At 69.9% G+C, this 21472-nt stretch carries 17 protein-coding genes; 5 read left to right on the top strand and 12 right to left on the bottom strand.

The features are described from left to right. Positions 1–5: 5 nt before the first annotated feature. A complete protein-coding gene (gene glmS, locus ACWGIC_RS06425) occupies positions 6–1868 on the bottom strand; it encodes a glutamine--fructose-6-phosphate transaminase (isomerizing) (protein WP_452074869.1) in 1863 nt (620 codons plus the stop codon). Between the two features lie 194 nt (positions 1869–2062). Between glmS and ACWGIC_RS06420 the strand changes: the two genes are divergently transcribed. Continuing rightward, complete coding sequence (locus ACWGIC_RS06420) at positions 2063–2899, top strand: poly(ethylene terephthalate) hydrolase family protein (protein WP_452074868.1); 837 nt, start codon at positions 2063–2065, stop codon at positions 2897–2899. Here the strand turns inward: ACWGIC_RS06420 and ACWGIC_RS06415 are convergent, their stop codons facing one another. The 6 genes from ACWGIC_RS06415 to rplM form a co-directional block, all read right to left on the bottom strand. Then, complete coding sequence (locus ACWGIC_RS06415) at positions 2900–5281, bottom strand: hypothetical protein (RefSeq protein ID WP_452074867.1); 2382 nt, start codon at positions 5279–5281, stop codon at positions 2900–2902. A 2-nt stretch (positions 5282–5283) separates the two neighbouring features. Further along, positions 5284–5601, bottom strand: coding sequence for a hypothetical protein (locus ACWGIC_RS06410; protein WP_452074866.1), 318 nt, complete (start codon positions 5599–5601; stop codon positions 5284–5286). A 27-nt stretch (positions 5602–5628) separates the two neighbouring features. After that, positions 5629–6087, bottom strand: coding sequence for a hypothetical protein (locus tag ACWGIC_RS06405; RefSeq protein WP_452074865.1), 459 nt, complete (start codon positions 6085–6087; stop codon positions 5629–5631). A 79-nt stretch (positions 6088–6166) separates the two neighbouring features. Then, positions 6167–7504: a phosphoglucosamine mutase gene (glmM, locus tag ACWGIC_RS06400; protein ID WP_452074864.1), complete on the bottom strand. Its 1338-nt coding sequence runs from the start codon at positions 7502–7504 to the stop codon at positions 6167–6169. 207 nt (positions 7505–7711) lie between these two features. Next, positions 7712–8200, bottom strand: coding sequence for a 30S ribosomal protein S9 (gene rpsI / locus ACWGIC_RS06395; protein WP_037816243.1), 489 nt, complete (start codon positions 8198–8200; stop codon positions 7712–7714). A gap of 11 nt (positions 8201–8211) precedes the next feature. Further along, a complete protein-coding gene (rplM, locus tag ACWGIC_RS06390) occupies positions 8212–8664 on the bottom strand; it encodes a 50S ribosomal protein L13 (RefSeq protein WP_009072361.1) in 453 nt (150 codons plus the stop codon). Positions 8665–8973: 309 nt separating this feature from the next. On the opposite strand from rplM, the gene ACWGIC_RS06385 reads away from it, so the two are divergent. Continuing rightward, entirely contained in the window at positions 8974–9822 is an 849-nt protein-coding gene (locus ACWGIC_RS06385) for a hypothetical protein (RefSeq protein WP_452074983.1), read from the top strand. A gap of 52 nt (positions 9823–9874) precedes the next feature. Further along, the gene (locus ACWGIC_RS06380) at positions 9875–10576 is read left to right on the top strand and encodes a DUF4333 domain-containing protein (protein ID WP_452074863.1); all 702 of its coding nucleotides are present in this window, start codon (positions 9875–9877) and stop codon (positions 10574–10576) included. 96 nt (positions 10577–10672) lie between these two features. Here the strand turns inward: ACWGIC_RS06380 and ACWGIC_RS06375 are convergent, their stop codons facing one another. From ACWGIC_RS06375 to eccCa, 5 genes are all read right to left on the bottom strand, one after another. Further along, positions 10673–10963 (bottom strand): WXG100 family type VII secretion target, encoded by a 291-nt coding sequence (locus tag ACWGIC_RS06375; RefSeq protein WP_182894638.1) that lies wholly within the window; start codon positions 10961–10963, stop codon positions 10673–10675. Between the two features lie 62 nt (positions 10964–11025). Next, on the bottom strand, positions 11026–11349 hold the full coding sequence (locus tag ACWGIC_RS06370; protein ID WP_009072357.1) for a WXG100 family type VII secretion target: 324 nt from the start codon (positions 11347–11349) through the stop codon (positions 11026–11028). 241 nt (positions 11350–11590) lie between these two features. Beyond that, on the bottom strand, positions 11591–11950 hold the full coding sequence (locus ACWGIC_RS06365) for a hypothetical protein (protein WP_452074862.1): 360 nt from the start codon (positions 11948–11950) through the stop codon (positions 11591–11593). Between the two features lie 10 nt (positions 11951–11960). Next, on the bottom strand, positions 11961–13991 hold the full coding sequence (locus tag ACWGIC_RS06360) for a type VII secretion-associated protein (RefSeq protein WP_452074861.1): 2031 nt from the start codon (positions 13989–13991) through the stop codon (positions 11961–11963). A gap of 40 nt (positions 13992–14031) precedes the next feature. Further along, on the bottom strand, positions 14032–18045 hold the full coding sequence (gene eccCa / locus ACWGIC_RS06355; protein ID WP_452074860.1) for a type VII secretion protein EccCa: 4014 nt from the start codon (positions 18043–18045) through the stop codon (positions 14032–14034). A gap of 328 nt (positions 18046–18373) precedes the next feature. Here eccCa and eccD point away from each other — a divergent pair, with 328 nt between their 5' ends. Together eccD and ACWGIC_RS06345 are read left to right on the top strand one after the other, a co-directional pair. Further along, positions 18374–19774: a type VII secretion integral membrane protein EccD gene (gene eccD, locus ACWGIC_RS06350; protein ID WP_452074859.1), complete on the top strand. Its 1401-nt coding sequence runs from the start codon at positions 18374–18376 to the stop codon at positions 19772–19774. An 8-nt stretch (positions 19775–19782) separates the two neighbouring features. After that, positions 19783–21435, top strand: coding sequence for a S8 family serine peptidase (locus ACWGIC_RS06345; RefSeq protein WP_452074858.1), 1653 nt, complete (start codon positions 19783–19785; stop codon positions 21433–21435). The last annotated feature ends 37 nt before the right edge of the window (positions 21436–21472 follow it).

Below are 21472 nucleotides of genomic sequence, written 5' to 3'. Positions count from 1 at the left end.
GCTCCTTACTCCACGGTGACGGACTTCGCCAGGTTACGCGGCTTGTCGATGTCGTACCCGCGCGAACTCGCGATCTCCGCGGCCAGCACCTGCAGCGGCACGGTGGAAACCAGCGGCTGCAACAGCGTCGGCACCGCGGGCACCTCGATCAGTTCGTCGGCGAACGGGCGCACGGTCTCGTCGCCCTCCTCGGCGATCACGATCGTGCGCGCGCCCCGCGCCTGGATCTCGCTGATGTTCGACACCAGCTTCGAGTGCAGCACCGCGCGGCCCTTCGGCGACGGCATCACGACGACGACCGGCAGGCCCTCTTCGATCAGCGCGATCGGCCCGTGCTTCAGCTCGCCCGCCGCGAAGCCCTCCGCGTGCATGTACGCGAGTTCCTTCAGCTTCAGCGCGCCTTCCAGCGCCACCGGGAACCCGACGTGGCGGCCGAGGAACAGCACCGCGCGCGAATCGGAGATCCGCCGCGCGATCTCGCGCGTCTGCTCCACAGTGGACAGCACCTTCTGCACCGCGGCCGGCATGGCTTCCAGCTCGGCGAACTCGCGGGCGACCTCGTCCGGGTACTTCGTGCCGCGCGCCTGCGCCAGCGCGAGGCCGACGAGGTAGTTCGCGGCGATCTGCGCGAGGAACGCCTTGGTCGACGCGACCCCGATCTCCGGCCCGGCGTGCGTGTAGAGCACCGCGTCGGACTCACGCGGGATCTGCGCGCCGTTGGTGTTGCAGACGGCCAGCACGCGGGCCTTCTGCTCGCGCGCGTGCCGCACGGCTTCGAGGGTGTCCGCGGTCTCGCCGGACTGGGAGACGGCGACGACGAGCGTGTCGCGGTCGAGCACCGGGTCGCGGTAGCGGAACTCCGACGCCAGCTCCACCTCGACCGGCAGGCGCGTCCAGTGCTCGATCGCGTACTTGGCGACGAGGCCGGAGTGATACGCCGAACCGCAGGCGATGACGAAGACCTTGTCGACGTCGCGCAGATCCTGGTCGGAAATCCGCTGCTCGTCGAGGATGATCCGGCCGGCCTCGAAGTGCCCGCGCAGCGTGTTCGCCAGCGCCTCCGGCTGCTCCTCGATCTCCTTGAGCATGAAGTATTCGTGGCCGCCCTTCTCGGCGGCCGACAGGTCCCAGTCGACGGTGAACGGCTTGGCCTGCGCGGCGTCGCCGTGGAAGTCGGTGACCTGGTAGCCGTCGCGGGTGATGACGACCAGCTGGTCCTGGCCCAGCTCGACGGCCTCGCGGGTGTGCTCGATGAACGCCGCGACGTCGGAAGCGACGAAGTGCTCGCCCTCGCCGACCCCGACCACCAGCGGCGACGACCGGCGCGCGGCGACGATCGTGTCCGGCTCGTCGGCGTGCGTCACGACGAGCGTGAACGCGCCCTCCAGCCGACGGCACACCGCGGCGACGCTGGCCGCCAGGTCGCCCTTGGTGTCGCCCTCGTTGTAGGCGCGGGAAACCAGGTGCGCGGCGGTCTCGGTGTCGGTGTCGCTGGCCATCTCGATGCCGTCGGCCTCGAGCTCGGCGCGCAACGCGGCGAAGTTCTCGATGATCCCGTTGTGCACCACCGCGACGCGGCCGGTGGTGTCCCGGTGCGGATGCGAGTTGCGGTCGATCGGGGCCCCGTGCGTGGCCCAGCGGGTGTGCCCCATGCCCGCGGTGCCCGCGAACGCGTCGCGGCCGACCTCGTCGAGCCGGGCTTCCAGGTTGGCCAGACGGCCGGCCTTGCGCTCGACAGTCAGCGCGCCGGCGCCGTCCAGCACCGCCACGCCAGCCGAGTCGTAGCCCCGGTATTCCATGCGGCGGAGCCCACCGAGCACGACGTCCAGAGCCGGGCGGTGTCCGACGTATCCCACGATTCCACACACGCGAACTAGCGTAACGAGACAAGTCCAGTCCCCTACTCCGGTCCCTAGAGCGGGGTTTTCAGTGCCGCTGAGCTGGGCGAGCGACCGTCCGGACAACGATTGACCAGGTGTCGCGGCGGTGCGGCGGCCGACCCCTAAACCGATCGGGGTGGCGCACCGGGCCGAGGCTGGGCACGGGCAGTAAGGTCACGCGCATGGCCAGCAAGCCCAAGCAGCTGCTCACGGAGCTGTCCCACCCGGGACCCCACGAGGTTTTGCGCGGCAACCTCGCCCTGGTCGGACTGCCCGGCGTCGTGTTCACCCCGCGCCAAGGCCTCGGCCTTCCCGCCATCGCGTTCGGGCACGGCTGGATGCAGCCGGCCACCCGCTACCGGCAGCTGCTGCACCACCTCGCGAGCTGGGGCGTGGTCGCCGCGGCCCCCGCGACCCAGCTCAGCCCGCTGCCGTCGCACCGCCTGCTGGCCGGAGACCTGCTGACGACGCTCGACGTCATCACCACGGTCCGTCTCGGCCCGGACGGCATCAGCGTCGACCCGGAGAAACTGGGCCTGGCCGGCCACTCCACCGGCGGCGGTTCGGCGGTGCTGGCAGCCGCCCAGTCCGCCGCGGCGGGCGACGACGCCCGCCCGAAGGTCCGCGCGGTGGCGACTGTCGCCGCGGCACAGACCTTCCCGCCCGCGACGGAAGCCGCGAAGGTGATCAGCGCCCCCGGCCTGCACCTGGCGGTGGACGGCGACCTGGTCGCCCCGGCAGTCGGCCACGCGGACGCCATCGCGCAGGCATGGGCCGGTCCGGTGCAGCTGCGGACGCTGGCGAAGTCGTCGCATCTGGCGGTGACCGAGGGCAGGCACTGGAGCCAGCTGCTGCTGCAGGGCAAACCGCAGCGCGCGACTCAGCAGCTGACGAAGGCGCTGTTCACGGCGTTCTTCCTGACGCATTTGACGGGTACGGACAAGTACCTGCCGCTGCTGGACTCGGACGTGAAGCGGGCACCGATCGAGGTTCCGGAGGACGAGGAACCGGCTGCTTGATCAGCGCCGTCCTTCGTCCTCCTCCGCGAGCGACCCGCTGATCCGGCTGCCGCCCGGCGCGGTGCCGAACAGGCCGCCGTCGACCCGGTAACCGCTGGTCCCGCGTTCCTGGTCGCCGCCGGAGTTGCCTTGTCCGCCGCCCATCATCGGGCTGCCCATCATGCCCATCGACTGACCGTGCTGCTGATCGGTGGTGGTCGGCGCGGTGCCGAGTTCGGCAGGGTGTGCCGATTCGTCCTGCTGCCATCCGGCCGGAACCGCCGAATCCCCGAGCCCCGGATCCGACGACACATGCCCCAGCCCGGGGTCGCTGCTGAACGGGTCCAGCACCGACTGCGCCGTAGTGGACTCGTCCGGCTCGCTCGCCACCGGCGTGCCGTGCGGCGGGGTGACGTCCGCCTGTGCGGCGACCGGCTGGGCGTGGTGCCGCCCCGTTTGCTCTCCAGCGGATTGGTCGTGCCCGTCGGCTGCCGTCGCGTGCTCGGTTGCCTGGTCGTGCACACCCGTCGGTTGACCCTGCGTCGCGGCAGCCTGCACTGGCTGGCCATGGTCGCCGGCGACCTGCTGCCCGGTCTGGGCAGCATCCGCGGCGACCTGCCGACCGTCGCGAACCTGGTCCACGGGCAGCTCGTTCGGGTGCGCCGCCGGGCTCCCGGCACCGCCGCCGTGCTGAGCGGTCAACCCGTCGACCGGCCGGCCGGTGGCCGGGTCGATCTTTCCGTGGTCGTCGAGGGTGTATTTGGTCGGCTCGCCGGAGCCGTCGTCCACCGTCACGACGGTCGGACCGTCCGGCCCGCTCGGCCGTTCGGCCGTGATCTTGAGATTGCCGTCCTCGATGTGGATCTTGCCGTCCGGGCCAGGACGGTGCACCTGGTTCGCGTCCGTCGTCGGCGCGGTGCCATCCGGCTGTTTGTGGATCGGGGTGCCCGGGGCGTCGTGCGGCTTGTCCGCGGGGGTCTGGCCGTCGTGGGCCTGTCCGGAGCCGGCGGGAGCGCCGTGGGCCGGGTCAGTGGCGGTTCCGGGGGCCTTCTCGGTCTGGTCGCCGAAATCGAGCTGATACGCCTTGTCGTGCCCGGTCCCGTCGCCGATCGAGACCGCCATCTTCCCGTGGTCGTCCGGCTCGGACATGGTGATCTTGTGATCGCCGTGCTGGACCGTCACGGTGTCCGGCGCTTCGTGCTCGGTCTTGACCGCTTCCCCGGCCCGCGGGTCGATCGGGTATGGCTGGCCGGTCTCCGGATCCACCTCGAGCGGCTTGTGCGTGACCGGGTTCTGGTTCGGATCCGGCTGCGCGGGCGGGGTCTGCTGCTGAGCCGGGGTCGGGCCGACTTGCGGCGGCACGGTGGCCTCCTGCGGCTTCGTGTCGCCCCCACCGCCGGAGGAACGCGGCTTGGTGTCCCCGCCACCGCCGTCGTTCCGGCCGGACGATCCCTTGTCGTGCCCGCCGCTGTCGGCACCGAGTTGCAGGCGGCCGAACGGATCGGTCGGCACGTTCAGGCCGTCGGAGAAGGCGCGCAGTGCGTTCGTCGCCGCCGTGTGCGCGTTGCGGATGTACTGCCGGAAGCAATCCATCGCGTCCGAGTACTGCTGGCAGTACTCGTCCATCTGACGGCAGAACATGTCGGACCACTTGGAGTTGTAATGGATGTCCAGGTCCACTGACATGTTCCGGATGTCCTGCGCGCCGATCGGGCCAGTGCCTGGTCCGCGTTGGGCGACCTCCGAAACGGCTGTCCCGGCGCGTCCCCACTTGATCGCGTCGTCGAGGCGGCCGATGAACATCAGCAGCCCGTCGGTGTCCTCGGGCTTGTGCGCGTCCAGGAACTTCTTGGGCGCCTGTCCGCCGTTTTCGGGCAGCTGTCCCAAATCGACGATCGGCTTGCGGACCGTCTGCCACAACTGCTGAAGCAACTGGCTGAAACCGTTGACCGTGCCGAGGTATTCGCCGGATGCCTTGCTGAAATCGTCCAGCTTTTCGGCGGCCGAATCGGCGGCCTTGCCCTGCCAGGCAGCGGTCAGGCCCTGCTTGACCTGCGCGGTGTCGTCCTGCGCGGCTTTCGCAGCCTTGCCGAGATTCGCCGCACGTCCCTGCGCGCCCCAGAAATAGCCGAATCCGAACCCGCCGAGTTCGTTCAGCATCCGGTTTTCTTCGTCCCCCTGGCCGTACGGCGGGGCGAACCGCAGCCCGAGGTTCCGCGACGGATGCCCCATCCACCGCGTGTACGGCTGCACGAGTTTGCCGGTCATCTTTTCCCGGAAACCGGCCAGCGGCTTGAGAATGTTGTCGGACGTGTCGTCGAGACGGACGTCCGCGGGAGGCTGCAGCGGGGCGATGATCGTGTCGCCGAGACGACCCGTGCCCTGGTCCGGCGGAGGAGTCACAGTCAGGCTCCCTTGCCGGCGTTCGTGACGCCCCAGGCGTTCTCTTGCTCGTTCTCGCTGTGCAAGGTCACCGAGGTGTTGAGCCGTTCCGCGAAACCGCCGAGAAAAGTGCTGCCCTTCGCGGCGGAGTCGCCGAGCGCCTGCATCTTCGCCACGTAGGCTCCGGCCGCCTCGGACAGGCCAGGGATCTTGCCGAAATGCGCCGGCGCCAGCTGGGACTGCGCGGTGTAAGTCTTGATCTCCTTGAGCGAGGTGCTCATCGTCGAGACATCGTTCGCCACCTTTTTGACCTGGTCCGGCTCAATGTGGAATTTCGCCATCGTCGCCCTCTCCCCTCGCGCCCGCGGCTACTCTGCGTCAATCCAGTTGGTGGCCGAGAAGTCGTCGTCCTCCCACGCCCGGTGCCGGGCCGCCGGAGCAGGCGGAGGAGGCACCGCTGGCGGAGCGGTGGGCGCCGCCGCTGCCGGCGCGACCGGTTCGGTGTCGTCCTCGACGCGGAACATCGCGGCGGCGGCATCGTCCTCGGCGACCTGCTTGGCAACCCGCTGGGCTGTCCGTTCTGCCTGTTCCGACGCGGCCCGGTCGTCCTCGGTTCCCTCAGCAGCGGCAGCGATCGCGGCTTCGCGGTCGGCTTGCGACTGGGCGTCCTGAGCGCGGTGTTCCTCGAGAAGTTTCTCGAACGCGGCCTGCCTAGCCTCGTCGTCGGCGATCGCGCGTTCGTGATCGGCGCTGTATTGCGCGCGCACCTCTTCCATCGCCGCCAGGCTTCTGGCGAAATGTGGAGGCACCTCACTCTGGTCGTACATCGCCCCTCCCCGATTGGTCCCGCATTGCGGAATGTACCTGCCGGGTCAGTGGTGGCGCAGAGTATTCACCAGATTTCGGTCAGGAGACCGCGGACACCACTCCAGCAAGCCGATCCGCCGCCGCCTGGGCCGTGGCGTGGGCCGGGGCTTCCACCATCACCCGCACGAGCTGTTCGGTTCCCGAGGGGCGCAGCAGAACCCGCCCCTCCTCGCCGAGTTCGGCTTCGACCTCGCCTACCGCGTCGCGGACCTCGGCCGAGCCCGCCACCGCTGCCTTGTCCGCGACCGGGACGTTGACCAGCACCTGCGGCAGCCGGTTCATCACCGCGGACAGTTCCGCCAGCGGCTTGCCCGTGGCGGCCATCCGGGCCATCAGCCGCATCGCGGTGAGCAGGCCGTCGCCGGTCGTGGCGTGGGCGGGGAGGACTACGTGGCCGGACTGTTCGCCGCCGAGGGCGAGCCCGGAGGCGCGCAGCTCCTCCAGCACGTAGCGGTCACCCACCGCAGTCGTGACGACCGTGATGCCGTGCGCCTTCATCGCCAGGTGCAGACCGAGGTTGCTCATCACGGTCGCGACCAGAGTGTCCTTCACCAGCGCGCCCTCTTCGGCCAGCGCCAGTGCCAGTACCGCCATGATCTGGTCGCCGTCCACCAGCTCGCCGGCGGCGTCGACGGCCACGCAGCGGTCGGCGTCTCCGTCGTGGCCGATGCCGAGGTCGGCTCCGTGTTCGACGACCGCCGCGCGCAGCAGGTCAGGGTGGTTCGAGCCACAGCTGTCGTTGATGTTGATGCCGTCCGGCTCCGCGTGCAGGGCCACGACCTCGGCGCCCGCCCGGCGGTACGCCTCCGGCGCGGCCGCGTACGACGCGCCGTTCGCGCAGTCCACCACGACCTTCAGGCCGGTCAGCGGGTGCGGCGTCGCGGCGACCAGATGCTCGATGTACTTGTCGAGCGCGTCCGGAACGTCGGTGACGCGGCCGACGCCGTCGCCGGTCGGGCGGGTGACGTTCGTCGCGGCGAGGCCGGATTCGATCTCGTCCTCGATGCTGTCCGGCAGTTTGTGCCCGCCGGCGGCGAAAAGCTTGATGCCGTTGTCCGGCATGGGGTTGTGCGAGGCGGAGATCATCACGCCGAGGTCCGCGTCGAGCGCACCCACGAGGTACGCGACGGCGGGGGTCGGCAGCACGCCGAGCCGCAGGACGTCCGCACCGGCCGACGCGAGGCCCGCCACCACGGCGGCCTCCAGCATCTCGCCGCTGGCGCGCGGGTCGCGGCCGACCACGGCCACCGGACGGTGCGAACGGTCGTGCGCCGCCAGCACTCGGGCGGCGCTCGCCGCGACCGACAGGGCCAGCTCGGGGGTCAGGTCGGCATTGGCCAGACCGCGTACCCCGTCGGTGCCGAACAGTCGAGCCATCTCGACCTCCTTGTCTTGGATTCACCAGCCTCGGGGCGCGCCGGGCCTCGACAAACCTAGCGCCGGACTCGGCAAGGGTGCTCCCCTGCCCTACCCCAAGACAGTCGTGCCAGCGGCAGAGAACGCATCAGCCAGCCCCGGAAAACGCCGGAAGCGCCCATCCGATGGACGGATGGGCGCTTCCGGGGTTGCGCCAGAGCTGAAAAATCAGCGCTTGGAGTACTGCGGGGCCTTACGGGCCTTCTTGAGGCCGTACTTCTTCCGCTCCGTGGCGCGCGCGTCACGGGTCAGGAAGCCGGCCTTCTTCAGAGCCGGGCGGTCGTCGGCGTCGACCTCGACCAGCGCACGGGCGATGGCGAGACGCAGCGCGCCCGCCTGGCCCGAGATCCCGCCGCCCTTGAGGTTGGCGAAGATGTCGAAGGAGTCCGGCTTCTCGACGGTGACGAGCGGCTCCTTGATGAGCTGCTGGTGCACCTTGTTCGGGAAGTACTGCTCAAGCGACTTGCCGTTGAGCTTGAACTCACCGGTACCCGGCACGACGCGGACGCGGACCACGGCCTCCTTGCGGCGGCCGACCGTCTGCGCGTTGCCACCGGCGGCACGCGACGGGCGCGGAGCGGCGGCGGACTCGCTGGTCGCCACAGCCTCGGCGGGGGTCTCGGTCGAAGCGACGACCTCGGTCTCGGTGCTGGTCAACTGTTCCTCACTCACTGCGCGACCTGCGCGATCTTGGTGATCTCGCGCGCCTGCGGCTGCTGCGCGGCGTGCGGGTGCTGCGGGCCGGCGTACACCTTCAGCTTCTTGGCCATGGCGCGGCCGAGCTTGTTCTTCGGCAGCATGCCCTTGACCACCTTCTCAACAAGGTGCTCAGGCTTGGTGTCGAGCAGCTCGCCGAAGGAGCGCTTCCGCAGACCGCCGGGGTAACCGCTGTGCCGGTACGCGAACTTCTGCTCGCGCTTGTTACCGGTGAGAGCGACCTTCTCGGCGTTGACGATGATGACGAAGTCACCGGTGTCCACGTGCGGGGCGTAGGTCGGCTTGTGCTTGCCGCGCAGCAGCGTGGCGACCTCGGTCGCGAGCCGTCCGAGCACGACATCCTCGGCGTCGATCACGTGCCAGGCACGAGTGACGTCGCCGGGCTTGGGGCTGTACGTGGGCAAGGGTCTACCTCGTCGTCATTGCGTGTGGGTAATGTGCGGGCCGAGCGCTGACGCGCCGCAACGCACAACGACATATGAAGATACCCCTGTGGTCCCGCCTGTTGTGCAGCGGGGGTGCGAAGGCGCCTCATCGGCCGGTCAAAGCGTACCTGACCGGTTCCCGGAACCACCACGCCGCCGCGCGGGTCGGAACAGGATGAGACGATTCGTCACGCGCGGCCGCGCGTGACGACGAGCACCTGGGGACAGCAGTTGAAGACACGAGCGAGGACGATCCGAGCCGCACGGACGGCGGGAGCCGTCGCCGCCGTGCTTGCGCTCGCGACGGCGTGCGGACAGGCCAGGGGCGGCACCGCGCTGCCCGACGGCGACCAGGCCGCCGCGTACGTCGGCGCGAAGTTCGAGAAGGCCATGTCGAAGCTCGCGGACACGATCGTCGAGCCGCGCAATGTGACCAACTCCGCGGACCGGTTCTTCAAGTTCGACGACAAGTACCTGCACAACATCGTCACCTCCGCGCGCACCGGCAGCCCGGAGAGCCGCATCGTGCACAACCGGTCGCAGAAGAACCCCAACGAGTTCCTCGACTCGTTCACCCCGGCAGACGGCACTGTCGAATATCTCTACCTCGGCCCGGCCTACAAGACACTCGCGCCGACGCCGTGGGTGTCGATGCCCAAACCGGAGGCCGGGCTCGTGCAGCCGTGCGCGTGGGGCGGGGTGCAGATCGCGTGCAAGATGGGCGACGCGGTCGACAGCGCCTACAAGGCGGACAAGAAAGCGCTGCGCGGCGCGAAGAGCTCCGCGGACGGCACTGAGCAGCTGACCGTGAACGTGCCGTTCCCGATCTTCCTCGACCGGCGCGTCGAACTGCTGCCGGACAAGGTGCTCAACCAGGTCGGGCCGGAACTGCGCAAGGCCGTCGTGCCGAGCACGATCACGCTCAAGCCGGACGGTTCGCTCGCCCAGTTCAGCATGGCGGCGAAATTCGAGGGCGACGGGCACAAGGTCGAACTGCGCTACGACTTCAAGTTCACCGGCGAGGCCACCGCGTCCGATCTGCCGACGGTGCCGGACGCCTCCCAGGTCACCGTGCTCGCGGACAACGCGGCCAAACAGGACTTCTACCGCCGGCTCGGCGAACTGCAGGGGCGCTGATGCCCGCCCTTCCGCTGACCTCCCCGTTCATCGACCGCCGAGGTGACCTCCGATGACCCAGCCTCCCGACCAGCACCCGCAGGGACAGCCGCAGTGGTGGCAGCCGGGGGCCAACGCGCCGCAGCAGCCGGGTTATCCGTCCGAAGCGGACAGTTCCGGCTGGCAGGGCGGGCAGTGGGCGCAACCCCCGGCGCAGCAGCAGTTCCCGCCGGCGCAGTATCCGCAGCAGGGATATCCGGCCCAGCCGTACGGTCAGCAACAGAGCCAGCCGACGCCCGGTCAGCCGTACGGCGGGCCCGGCCAGGCGCACAGCCAGCCGACTCCGGTCCAGCCACAAGGCCAGCCGGGACAGCAGCCGTCCGGAAGTCCTTACGGCGGCGGGTTTCAGCCGTCCGAATACGGCGGGCTCGGCGCGTTTTCCTCGGCCAAGCCGGGAAAACCGCGGTCGAAGAAACCGTTCCTGATCGGCGGGGCGGTCGTGGTGGTGCTGGCCGCTGCGGCCGGGATCTCGTGGGCGACCGGTGTCTTCAGCGGCGACACGCTGGACCAGAAGTCGTTGCAGGAAGGCGTTTCCCGGGTACTCAACGAGAACTACGGCGAACCGGACGTGAAGAACGTCGCGTGCCCGTCGGGGCAGACGATCGAGAACGGCACCACGTTCGACTGCACGGTGCAGGTCGGCGGGCAGCCGAAGAAAGTGACGGTGCGGGTACTCAACGACAAGCCGGAATATTCTGTCGGCGCTCCGCACTGACGCGCGGCACGCGAGCCGCGAAATTCTTTTCCAGACAACGAAAACGGCGGGCCGGCACCCGAAGGTGCCCGGCCCGCCGTGGTTTCGGAGCTTGGCTCAGAACAGGTTCTGCACCGAGCGGTCCGTCGCCTGGTAGCCGTCCGCGATCTGCGGCAGCACGGCGGCGATCTGCGCGAGAAGCTGGGTGAACTCGTCGAACTTCTGGTCCCACTCGTTCTGGGCCTGGATGTACTGGTCCTTCGCTTCACCGGTCCAGCTGTGGGTCAGCGGGTTGAGGTCGCTCTTCAGGTTGTCGAAGAGGGTCTTCAGCTCGCCGCCGGTGGCGGTGCAGTCCTCAGCGGCGCGGTGGATGGTACCCGGATCAACAACAATGCGGCCGTCAGGCATGTCGAACTCCTGTCAGAAGAAAGAATGAGGAAAAAGGCGAATCTGAACGGAAAAGAACTGGATCAGCCGAGAACGCCGAAGCCCTTGTTGAGCGAGTTGATGTGCTCGTGCTGAGCCGCCTCGCTCTTGGCGTAGGTGGAACCCGCTTCCTGGAGCAGCTCACCGATGCGGTGCAGCGCGTCGTTCAGGCCACGACCGCAGTCGTCAAAGCGGCGCATGACGTTGTCGAAGGCGCGCTGCGCGTCGCCTTCCCAGCCCGCGCGGGTCGCTTCGATGTTGGAGCGCAGGTCGCTCAGGTTCTTGTTCATCCGGCTGGTCGCGTCGACGACGCGCCCCTCCGCCGCGGTGAATTCCTTCGGATCCCCAGTGAAACCGCCAGCAGCCATGGGAGCTACCCCCTTCGTCAGTGGTTGTGCGCGCCGGCTGGTGTATCCGGCACTGCACCTACGACGAAGACATTGCCAGTTCGGTTCACACTTGTCGCGACTTCTTCGCAAGTAGTTGCTTGCGGAAACGCCAGATCAGGGAACCGCCCGGCAACAGGCGGGTGAACAGCCTTGGAGTGCTCGCGAAAAAACCTTGTCCACCAGCGTGGTTAGCACACGCACAGCCGGTTCCCGGAATATTTCAGGAGTCCCGGCTCATGATTCGCGACTGCGAAAAGTCCTCGTCCTCTTCACTCGTCCGTGTCTGTTCGGGCGAAATCTTGGGACGAACGGGAACCGGCTCGGGCGCGACCGGCTCCGGCGGCATCGGCAATCCGCGGGCCGCGCGGAACCGCCGGGCGGCCCCGCGCAACGCGGACGGCGCGGGTTCCGGAGCGCCGGAAAGCCGCCGCCTGCCGAACTCCTTCAGCAGTTCCCGGTTTTCGCTGCGGTGCCGTTCGCTGCGCGCGAGCGCGGTGCCCGCGACGCGGCGCGAGAAAGTGACGGCGTCCTGTCCCGCTCGGGTGAATGCCGCCGGCTCGGATTCCGGAACGGACGCCACGGGAACTCCTTCAGCTGGTGATCTTCAACGTGCGCACCACTTGCTCGCACGCGGCGTCGACGCGCTGCTGTACCGCTGGCGATTGGTACTGACAGCCGACGTGCACCCGGATCCGCCCCTGCACGAGCACGTACCAGCGGACGGTAATCCGTTCCGGTTTGCTCTCGACATAGCCGATCACGTTCCGGCCACCGTAAGTCAGATCAGGGCGGAACGCAGTGTAGTTCGCGTTTCCGCTGACCCCGGACCGCAAAGCGTCGACGAGTTTCTGCCGGTCGGCCGTCGCGTCGTAGTCCATGACGAACTCCTGCGCGAGCACGAGATCGTTGCCTTTGTCGGCGTCCTGCGGGTGCAGGATCACCTGCCGGTCCGCGACCTCGTCGGTGGTCTGGATCCAATCGCTCGGCGCGACGAGGCTGAAGTCGTATTGGGAGAACGAGCGGCCTTGATCGGAGTTGTCCCCGCTGCTGACGAAGTACACGACTCCGCCCGCGACCAACGCCACGACCGCTACTGCAGCGGTGATCAGCCACAGCCGACGGCGTTTCTTCTCCTTGCCGCCGGTACCAGCAGGCGCGTCCGCGCTGGGGACGGCGAACGCTGCGTTCCCAGAACCGTTCTGTCCCAACGCGTTCTTTCCCGGCCCAGTCTGCATTGGACTCGGACCGACGGGCGCTACGGCACCGAACGGCACGCTTTGCGGGCCCCTGGCCGGCTCGGCAGCCGAGAACCCGCGCGGCGGCAACGGAGCGTTCCGTGCGTTCGGCGGCGCGTTCCGTGCATTCGGCACCGGCGGCAGGCTGCGCCGGGTCGGTGCGTCCCCTCGGACGATCTCGGTGCGGTGGTCGGTTTGCCCCGGGATCGACGAACCGGGCAGCACCCCGGTGCGGTCCGGTTCCAGCAGCACCGCCCGGAGCGCACCGCGCGCGACGACCGTCTCCGGCTGGTCCAGGCTCGTCGGAACCACCCCGGTGCGCTCGTGCACCAGCCGGGAGATCATCGGGATCCGGCTCGAACCGCCGACGAGGAAAATCGCCGCGAGCTGCTTCGGGCGCAGGCCGGAGTCGGCGATCGCGGCGCTGGTCAGCTCGACCACCCGGCCGAGCTGAGCCCCGATCAGCCGTTCCAGGTCCGCCCGGGTCACGTGCGCGTCCGCGAACGGCGGCGGCAACGGCACATCGGTGTACGTATGCCGCGACAACGTCTCTTTCGCGCCGCGGACGTCCTGGCGCAGCACCCGGCGACGCCGCCGCTCGGCCAGCTCCCGGCCCTCGACCAGCTGCTGCCACGCCTGCGGATCCGTACCGGACACCAGCGACCCGACGTGCTCCAGCAACGCCTGGTCGATGTCCGCGCCGCCGAAACTCGGGTCGCCGCGAGTGGCCAGCACCTGAAAGCCGCCTCGCTGCGGCGGTGCGCCCGGCACCCGCGCCGCGCGTGCGGCCTCCGGCGACCGCTGGACGACGCTAACGTCGACCGTGCCGCCGCCGAGATCGAGCACCGCCAGCGCGTCACCGGGACGGCCGGAGAACTCGACCGTCCGACCGCCCGGCGAAGCTTCCGGGGCGAAGGTGGCCGCGTGGTACACCGCCGCGGCCACCGGTTCCGGCACCAGCGCCACCTCACGCGCCAGCCTGCCCGCGGCCTGGCGCAGCAGCCGGGTGCGGATCGCGCCCCAGTCCGCCGGGTGGGTGAGCACCAGCAGATCCACCTCGACGTCGCCCGCGACGCGCCGCGCCTCCGCGACCGCCCGGTCCAGCACCGCGTGCACGACATCGATGACCCGCAGCACCGAATCGCCGAGCAGCAGATCGCCCTCGTCGATCCGCCGCTTCGGATTCGGCTCGTACCGCGACGGGTCGACGGCCGCCTGCCGCTCGGCCTCCTGGCCGACGAACAGGGTGCCGTCGGACGCCGCGTACACCGCCGAGGACATCAGCGGCTGCCCGTCGACCACCACGACCTGCGGCTCGCGGCCGTTGACCGACACGACGACACAGGTGCTCGAGGTCCCGAAGTCGACCGCGACCCGCACCGTCACCGGGCACCCCTTCCGTCAACCGCGACGGCTCCCCAGTCGGTCAGTCGGGCTGGATCCACGACACCTGCACGAGCTGCTTCCCGTTCTTGCGGCTCAGCAAGTTGCCCCGGCCCGGCGGCATGGCGCTCGGCCGGATGTTGCCGATCAGCACGCCCTCGTCGCGCGAACCGTTCATCACCATGCCGGTCGCCGCCAGCTCCTTGAGCTTGCCGATGATCGGGTCGTACGCCGCCCGCGACGCACCACCGGTGCGCCGGACCACGATCAAGTGCAGGCCGACGTCCTTCGCCTGGGCGAGGAACTCCGACAGCGGCTTGAGCGGGTTGGTGGACTGCGTTGCCACCAGGTCGTAGTCGTCGACCAGGATGAACAGCTCCGGACCGGTCCACCAGGACCGGGTCTTCAGCTGCTCCTGGGTGACGTCCGGACCCGGCAGCCGCCGCGTCATCGACCCGTGCACGTCCTGGACCATGCTGTCCAGCTGCGCCGACGAGACGGCGTAGCCGAGCAGCGAATCGCCCTCGAGGAACCCGAGCATCGTGCGCCGGTAGTCGACCAGCAGGACCACGGCCTCCTGCGGCGTGTAGCGCTCGGTGATGCCGCGCGCGATCTGCCGCAGCAGGTTCGTCTTGCCGGACTCGCCGTCGGCGAACGCGAAGAAGTGCGGGTCCGCGTCGAAGTCCAGGTAGATCGGCTGCAGGTCTTCCTCGTTGACGCCGATCGGGACGAGCTTCGTGTCCCGCTTCTGGTCGATCTGCAGGACCTCTTCGTAGGTGATCATCTCCGGCAGCAGGCGCACCTGCGGAGCCACCCGGCCGCGCCACGCGCCGCGGATCTTCGCGACCGCGTCCGCGACGCCCGCCGCGACCGTCTCCGGATCGCTCGACCCGTCGATCCGCGGCAGGCCGGTCAGCAGGTGCAGCTTGTCGCGGGTGAGACCGCGGCCCGGCCGCCCGGCCGGGACGTTGACCGCGATCCGGCGGTCCATTTCGGACTCCGTCGGGTCACCGAGACGCAGCTCGAACCGCGTGCCGAGCATGTCCTTGATCGCCGGCCGGAGGTCGGCCCACCGGTTGGCCGAGATGATCACGTGCACGCCGTAGGCGAGACCCTGCGTGGCCAGCCGCGTGATCGACGTCTCCAGCTCCTCGAAGTCGTCGCGCAGCGCCCGCCAGTTGTCCACGATCAGGAACGCGTCGCCGAACGGGTCCTGCTCCGGCGTGATCTCGCCGCGGCGCTTCCGGTTCCGGAACTCCGTCATCGAGTCGACGCCCAGCGCCCCGAACCGGCCTTCGCGCTCGGTCAGCAGCGTGGTCAGCTCCGCCACGATGCGGCGGGCCTTGTCCGGCTCGCGCCGGGCCACCGCGACCCCGCCGACGTGCGGAAGGTCGGCGAGGCCGGCGAGGGTACCGCCACCGAGGTCGAGGCAGTAGAACTGCGCTTCCTCGGGGGTGTGGGTGAGCGCCATCGACATGATCAGCGTCCGGAGCATCGTCGACTTGCCCGACTGCGGACCGCCCGCGATGACCCCGTGGCCCTGCGCACCGGAGAAGTCCGCCCACAGCAGGTCGCGCCGCTGTTCGTACGGCCGGTCGACGATGCCCATCGGCACCTGCAGCCTGCCGTTGCCGAAGAACCCGACCGGGGAAAGACCGCGGTCGTCGGTGGGGTTGAGGTTCGGCAGCATCGTGTCGAGCGAGTTCGGCTCGTTCAACGGCGGCAGCCACACCTCGTGCGCCGGCGGGCCCTGCCCGACCAGGCGGCTGACGATGACGTCCAGTTCGCTGGGCTCGACGGCCTCTTCGGACTCCTGCTGCTTCGGAGCCTCTTCCTCAAGGGTCGGCTCCGGCTCGGGTTCCTTCGGCAGTTCCACGAAGTCCGGCACGAACAGCTGCGGCCGCTTGTCCGCGCGCACCACCGTCGCGGCCGGTCCGGCCGCCTTGATGCCGGCGGGCCGGTACGGGCCCGAGACGTAGGAAGCCTTGAACCGCACCAGGGTCGAGGTGTCGTACTTCAGATAACCGCCACCGGGGACCGACGGCAGTTCGAACGCGTCCGGCACGCCGATCGCCGCGCGGGACTCCGCCGCGGAGAACGTCTTCAGGCCGATCCGGTAGGACAGGTGCGAGTCGAGACCGCGCAGCTTGCCCTCTTCCAGCCGCTGCGACGCGAGGAGCATGTGCATCTGCAGCGACCGGCCCAGCCGGCCGATGGCGACGAACAGGTCGATGAAGTCCGGCTTCGCCGCCAGCAGTTCGGAGAACTCGTCGCAGACGATGAACAGCGCGGGCAGCGGGTCGAGGTCGGCACCGTTTTCCCGGGCCTTCTCGTACTCCCAGACGTTCTTGAAGTTGCCGCCGTTCTTCAGCGCTTCCTGGCGGCGGTTCATCTCGCCCGCCAGCGCGTCCTTCATCCGGTCGACCAGCGTGACCTCGTCCGCGAGGTTGGTGATGACCGCGGACACGTGCGGGGCCTTGTCCAGCCCGAGGAACGTCGCGCCACCCTTGAAGTCGACGAGGACGAAGTTCAGCGTGCTCGACGAGTGCGTGGCCAGCATGCCAAGCACCAGGGTGCGGAGGAACTCCGATTTACCGGAACCGGTCGCCCCGATGCACAGGCCGTGCGGCCCCATGCCCTCGGCCGCGGCTTCCTTGATGTCCAGCTCCACCGGCTGGCCGTACTCGCCGACGCCGAACGGGACGCGGTAGCGGTCGCGGATCGGCCGGGGCCGCCACGCCTGCTGGACGTCGAACGTCATCGGGTCGCCCGGGATGCCGAGCAGTTCCAGCAGCGACGGGTTGGACAGCAGCGGCTCTTCCTCGCTGACGTCCTGGCCGCCGCCCCCGCCGACGCGGTACGGCGCGATGAGCCGGGCCAGCGCCTCGACCTCGACCACGCTGAGCTTGTCCGGACGGCCGAACCATTCGACCCCGCCCGCGCTGCGCGCGCCGAGCCGGTCCTCCTCGACCACGAGCCGCAGGCCGCGCCGGGCGGCGAGGTTGCCGATCGAATCGGAAAGGTCGACCAGGGTGACGCCGACCAGGCCCTCTTCGAGGATGATCTGCTCCTCGCGGGTGACCTCGGCGTCGTCGATGATGATCACGACGTGCGGCTGGTCCGGCGCGGGCGTCGCGTTGCGGGAGAACCGCTGCCGGTCGCGCAGCTCCTCGTCCAGCCAGTCTTCGATCTGCTTGAGCGAGCCCGCCATCATGCGCAACTGGCCGATGCCGTCCGACAGCGTCGGGTGCTGGGCGTGCGGGAGCCACTTCGCCCATTCCCATTCCTGCTTCGCCCTGCCCGCGGTGGCGACCGCGATCATGACGTCGTCCGGGCTGTGGAAGGCGACCAGCTGAGCCAGCATCGCGCGGGTCAGCGCGCGGGTGCGGTGGCGCTCGCCCTGCATGCTGACCGCCGCGAACCCGCGCAGGGTGATCTGGGTGGGCAGGTCCGGCACGATCGAATGCGCGCGCACGAACCGGCGCAGCGCGAGGGTGGCGATCGGCTCCAGTTCGTCCACCGGGCCGGTCTGGGGCGGGACCAGCCGGGTGGCGAGGCGGTGCGAGCTGCGGCCGACGCGCAGGTGCAGGAAGTCCTGGTCGTTCTGCCTGCGCTCCCACATCCGGCGGCTGGCCGCGAGCGACCACAGCGACTGCGGGTCCGGGTGCACCCATTCGAGAGCGGCGCGCTGGTCGACCATCGCCTCGCGGGCGCGGTCGCGCATCTGGCCGAGATACCGCAGGTAGTCCTTGCGGTCCTCGTCCATCTCGGCCTTCTTCTGGCCACCGCCCTTGCCGCCGCCCCCGGCGAGCATGCCGACGGTGCCCATCAGCATCATGCCGCTCATCATGATCGTGGTCGGGTTCTTTCCGCCCGCCGTGAACATGAAGATCATCATCCCGAGCGACGCGAAGATCATCACGCCCGGAATCGCCTTGGCGACGATGTTTCCCGGGATCGTGCGGGGCACCTCGGGCGGCGGCTCGAGATGCACCTCGCCGCCGGGCGGGCGCGGCGCGGCCAGCCGCGGCGACTTCTTGAACTGCAGCGTGCTCATCGAAGGGACCCCTCTATTCCTGCTCGACGCCTGCACCCGGGTGCGCGGGACAACCTATCGAACGTCGCCCCGGAAATCCGGCCAACTCCAGGATCGGCATCTCACACCCCCTCCTCGGACCCCCGGCGGGATCCGTCCTCCCCGTGCGCCCGAGTGTAAGGACCGCCACCGACAGTTATCGGACCAGGCGGACGAACCCGCTGGTCGGTCTGGCCCAACCCGGCCTGGACGGGTACTTTCGCCGATGATTTGCGGAGACGCGCTGAAACCTGTCACCAGGTTCGGTATAAGTTCCCCCGGGAGCTGACTCTTCAGAGCGGGGGATCTAGTGGCAACGGGCACGACGGTATTCAGCAGGGTCACGGTGGTCGCACCGTCGACACGCATCGACGTCGCGCTTCCGGCCGACGTGGCGGTGGCCGACCTGCTGCCCATGCTTCTGGAGATGGCCAAGGAGGTCACTCCGGACGGCGGGGCCCGGCACGGCGGATGGGCGCTGGCCAAGCTCGGCGACGCCCCGCTCGACCCGAGCCGGACGCTCGCGTCCCTCGGCGTGGTCGACGGCGAGCTGCTGCAGCTGCGCAAGCGCAACGAGAACCCGCCGCCGCCGATGTACGACGACGTGGTCGACGCCATCGCGGAGGCCGATCCGGACACCTTCCGCCCGTGGACGAAGGAAACCGCGCGCCGGTTCGGTCACACCGCGGGCGGGCTCGCCCTGTTCTTCTCCGCGCTGGCCCTGTTCTTCAGCGGTTCCCTCTACGGCGGTTCCGCGCTCGGCCCGGCGATCGCCGGCGGCCTCGGCGCGATCGCCTGCGTCGCGGTCGGCGCCACGCTCGCCAAGGCCTACCAGGCCGAGGCCACCGGCGTGCTGATCGCCTCCGCGGGCGGTCTGCCGCTGGCGTTCGTGAGCGGGTTCTACATCGTGCCAGGGCTGTCGGTCCGGGCGAACCTGCTGCTCGGCGCGGTACTGGTGCTGATCGTCTCGGCGGTCTGCATCCTCGTGGTCGGCGCGGGCATCCGGGTGTTCATCGCCACCGCCACCGCGGGCGTGTTCGGCGCGCTCGCCTTCCTCGTCGCGACGCTCGTGACCAGCGCGGGCACCGCGGCGGTCGCGGCGGGCACGGTCGCCGTCGCGCTGGGCTGCATCTCGTTCCTGCCGCGCGCCACCATCTGGCTCGCCAAACTGCCGCTGCCGTACGTGCCGAGCACCGCCGAGGAGCTGAAGGAAGACTCCGGTTTCCCGGACTACCAGGCGATCGAGCAGCGCACCGCGGTCGCGCACGACTACATGACCGGCCTGATGATCGGCTGCGGCGCCACCACGGCCGTCGCGGCGGTCCTCGCGGCCACCGCGCCGAACGTCTTCGGCATCATCCTCGGCGTCATCGCCACGCTGGTCCTGCTGCTGCGCGCCCGCGCCTACGCCAACGGCGCGCAGGCCATCGCGCTGCTCACCACCGGCATGGTCGCCGCGGCGGGCATCCTGCTCGGCTGGCTGTTCTTCTCCGCCACCGCCGAGCAGCGGCTGCTGTACGTCTTCGGCGCGCTGATCCTGATCGCCGCGGCCGCCCTCGTGGTCGGCGTGGTCTTCCCGGACCAGCGTTTCTCGCCGCCGCTGCGGCGCACCGTGGAGATCATCGAGGCGATCTGCATCGCCGTGGTGCTGCCGCTGGCCCTCGGCGTGATGGACCTCTACTCGACGCTGCGCCACCTCAACCTCAAGTGAGCCGCGCGATGGGCTCCCGACGTTCCTTCCCCCGCAGGCTCGGCCTCCCCGGCCGGGCCGGGGTGGCGCTGTTCGCGGCAGGGCTCGGGCTGGCATCCCCCTTCGCCGCCGCTCCGGCGGCGGCACAGACGGCGGACGCCCCCGCGGGCACCTGGGCCACTCCGCCACCGCTGGGCCCCGGCGACGCGCCGCCCGCGGACGGCCACGGCCCGGACACGACGTACAAGAAGAAAAACGACTGTGTGCAGCGCAGTCTCGGGCAGAACGTCGAGATCAACTCCCGCCCGTGGGGCCAGGACTACCTGCAGCTGCAGAAGGCGCAGGAGATCGTCCGCGCGGCGACCGGATCGGTCGGCGGCAACCAGCGGGTCGCCGTGATCGACACCGGCGTCACGCCGCATCCGTGGTTCCAGGGCCGGGTGGAAAGCGGCGGGGACTACGTCGCCACCCCGGACAACGGCGCGGAACCCGGCCTGCAGGACTGCGACGGCCACGGCACCGAGGTCGCCGGGATCATCGCGGGCAACCCGCAGGATCCGAAGGTCGGCTTCATCGGCGTCGCACCGGACGCGCGCATCGTGTCCTACCGGCAGCTGAGCGAGAACTACGCCAAGGACGACAGCCCGCAGCAGCCCTCGGCTCCCCCGTCCAGCGGAACCGGCCAGCCGCCCGCGAGCGGCGGCAACCAGAAGCCCCCGGAGGGCAGCAGCAACAGCCAGCTGCCCCCGTCCTCGGGCGGCGGCACCGGCACCGGCACCTCGCCCCAGCAGGACAACAAGGGCGACAACCGGCAGCTGGCCAAGGAAGGCACCGCGGGCACGCTGAACACGCTCGCGCAGATCATCCGCAACATCGCCGACAGCGGCCGGGCCGGCGTGATCAACATGTCGGTCGACCACTGCCGCCCCGGCACCGCGCCCGGCGACATCCAGAAGGGCGAACGCCTGGTCCAGGCCGCGGTGCACTACGCGGCGGAGAAAAACATCGTGGTCATCGCGGCCGCGGGCAACGTCTCGGAAAACTGCCCGCAGAACGACCAGGCCGACCCGAACAAGCCGAAGTCGGTCGTCACGCCGCCGTGGTTCTCCGACGACGTGCTGTCCGTCGGGGCCATCCAGGAGGACGGCGGCGTCGCGCCGTTCAGCGTGCACGGCCCGTGGGTCGGCGTCGCCGCGCCGGGCACCAAAATCGTGTCGCTCGACCCGGCGGAACACTCGACCGGGCTCGCGAACCTGACCATCGCGAACGGCAACCCGTCGCCGATCCAGGGCACCAGCTTCGCCGCGCCGTACGTGGCGGGCGTCGCCACGCTGGTCCGCTCGATGTACCCGAACCTGAGCGCGCGCGACGTGGTCAAGCGGCTCAAGGCGACCGCGCAGCACCCGGCCGCTCCGGGCGGGCGCGACAACTTCCTCGGCTACGGCGTGATCGACCCGGTGGCCGCGCTCACCGCGAACCTGCCGGGCGACACCGGCAACCTCGCGCTGCCGAAACCGGTGGTGCAGGACGCCAAGCTGCCCCCGGCCGACGGCATCAGCTCGACGCCGATGATCGTCGCGCTCGCCGGCACCGCGGGCGGTGTGGCCGCGCTGCTGATCACGCTGTTCGTGGTGCACACGATCCGGCGGAACCGGTCCGGAACGTCGCCGCCGCCGCGATAGCTTCGCGAAAAGGGCCGCTCCCCACGGGGAGCGGCCC

This window comes from Amycolatopsis sp. NPDC054798 (assembly GCF_053611505.1).
This window is presented reverse-complemented; position numbering and strand designations above follow the sequence as displayed.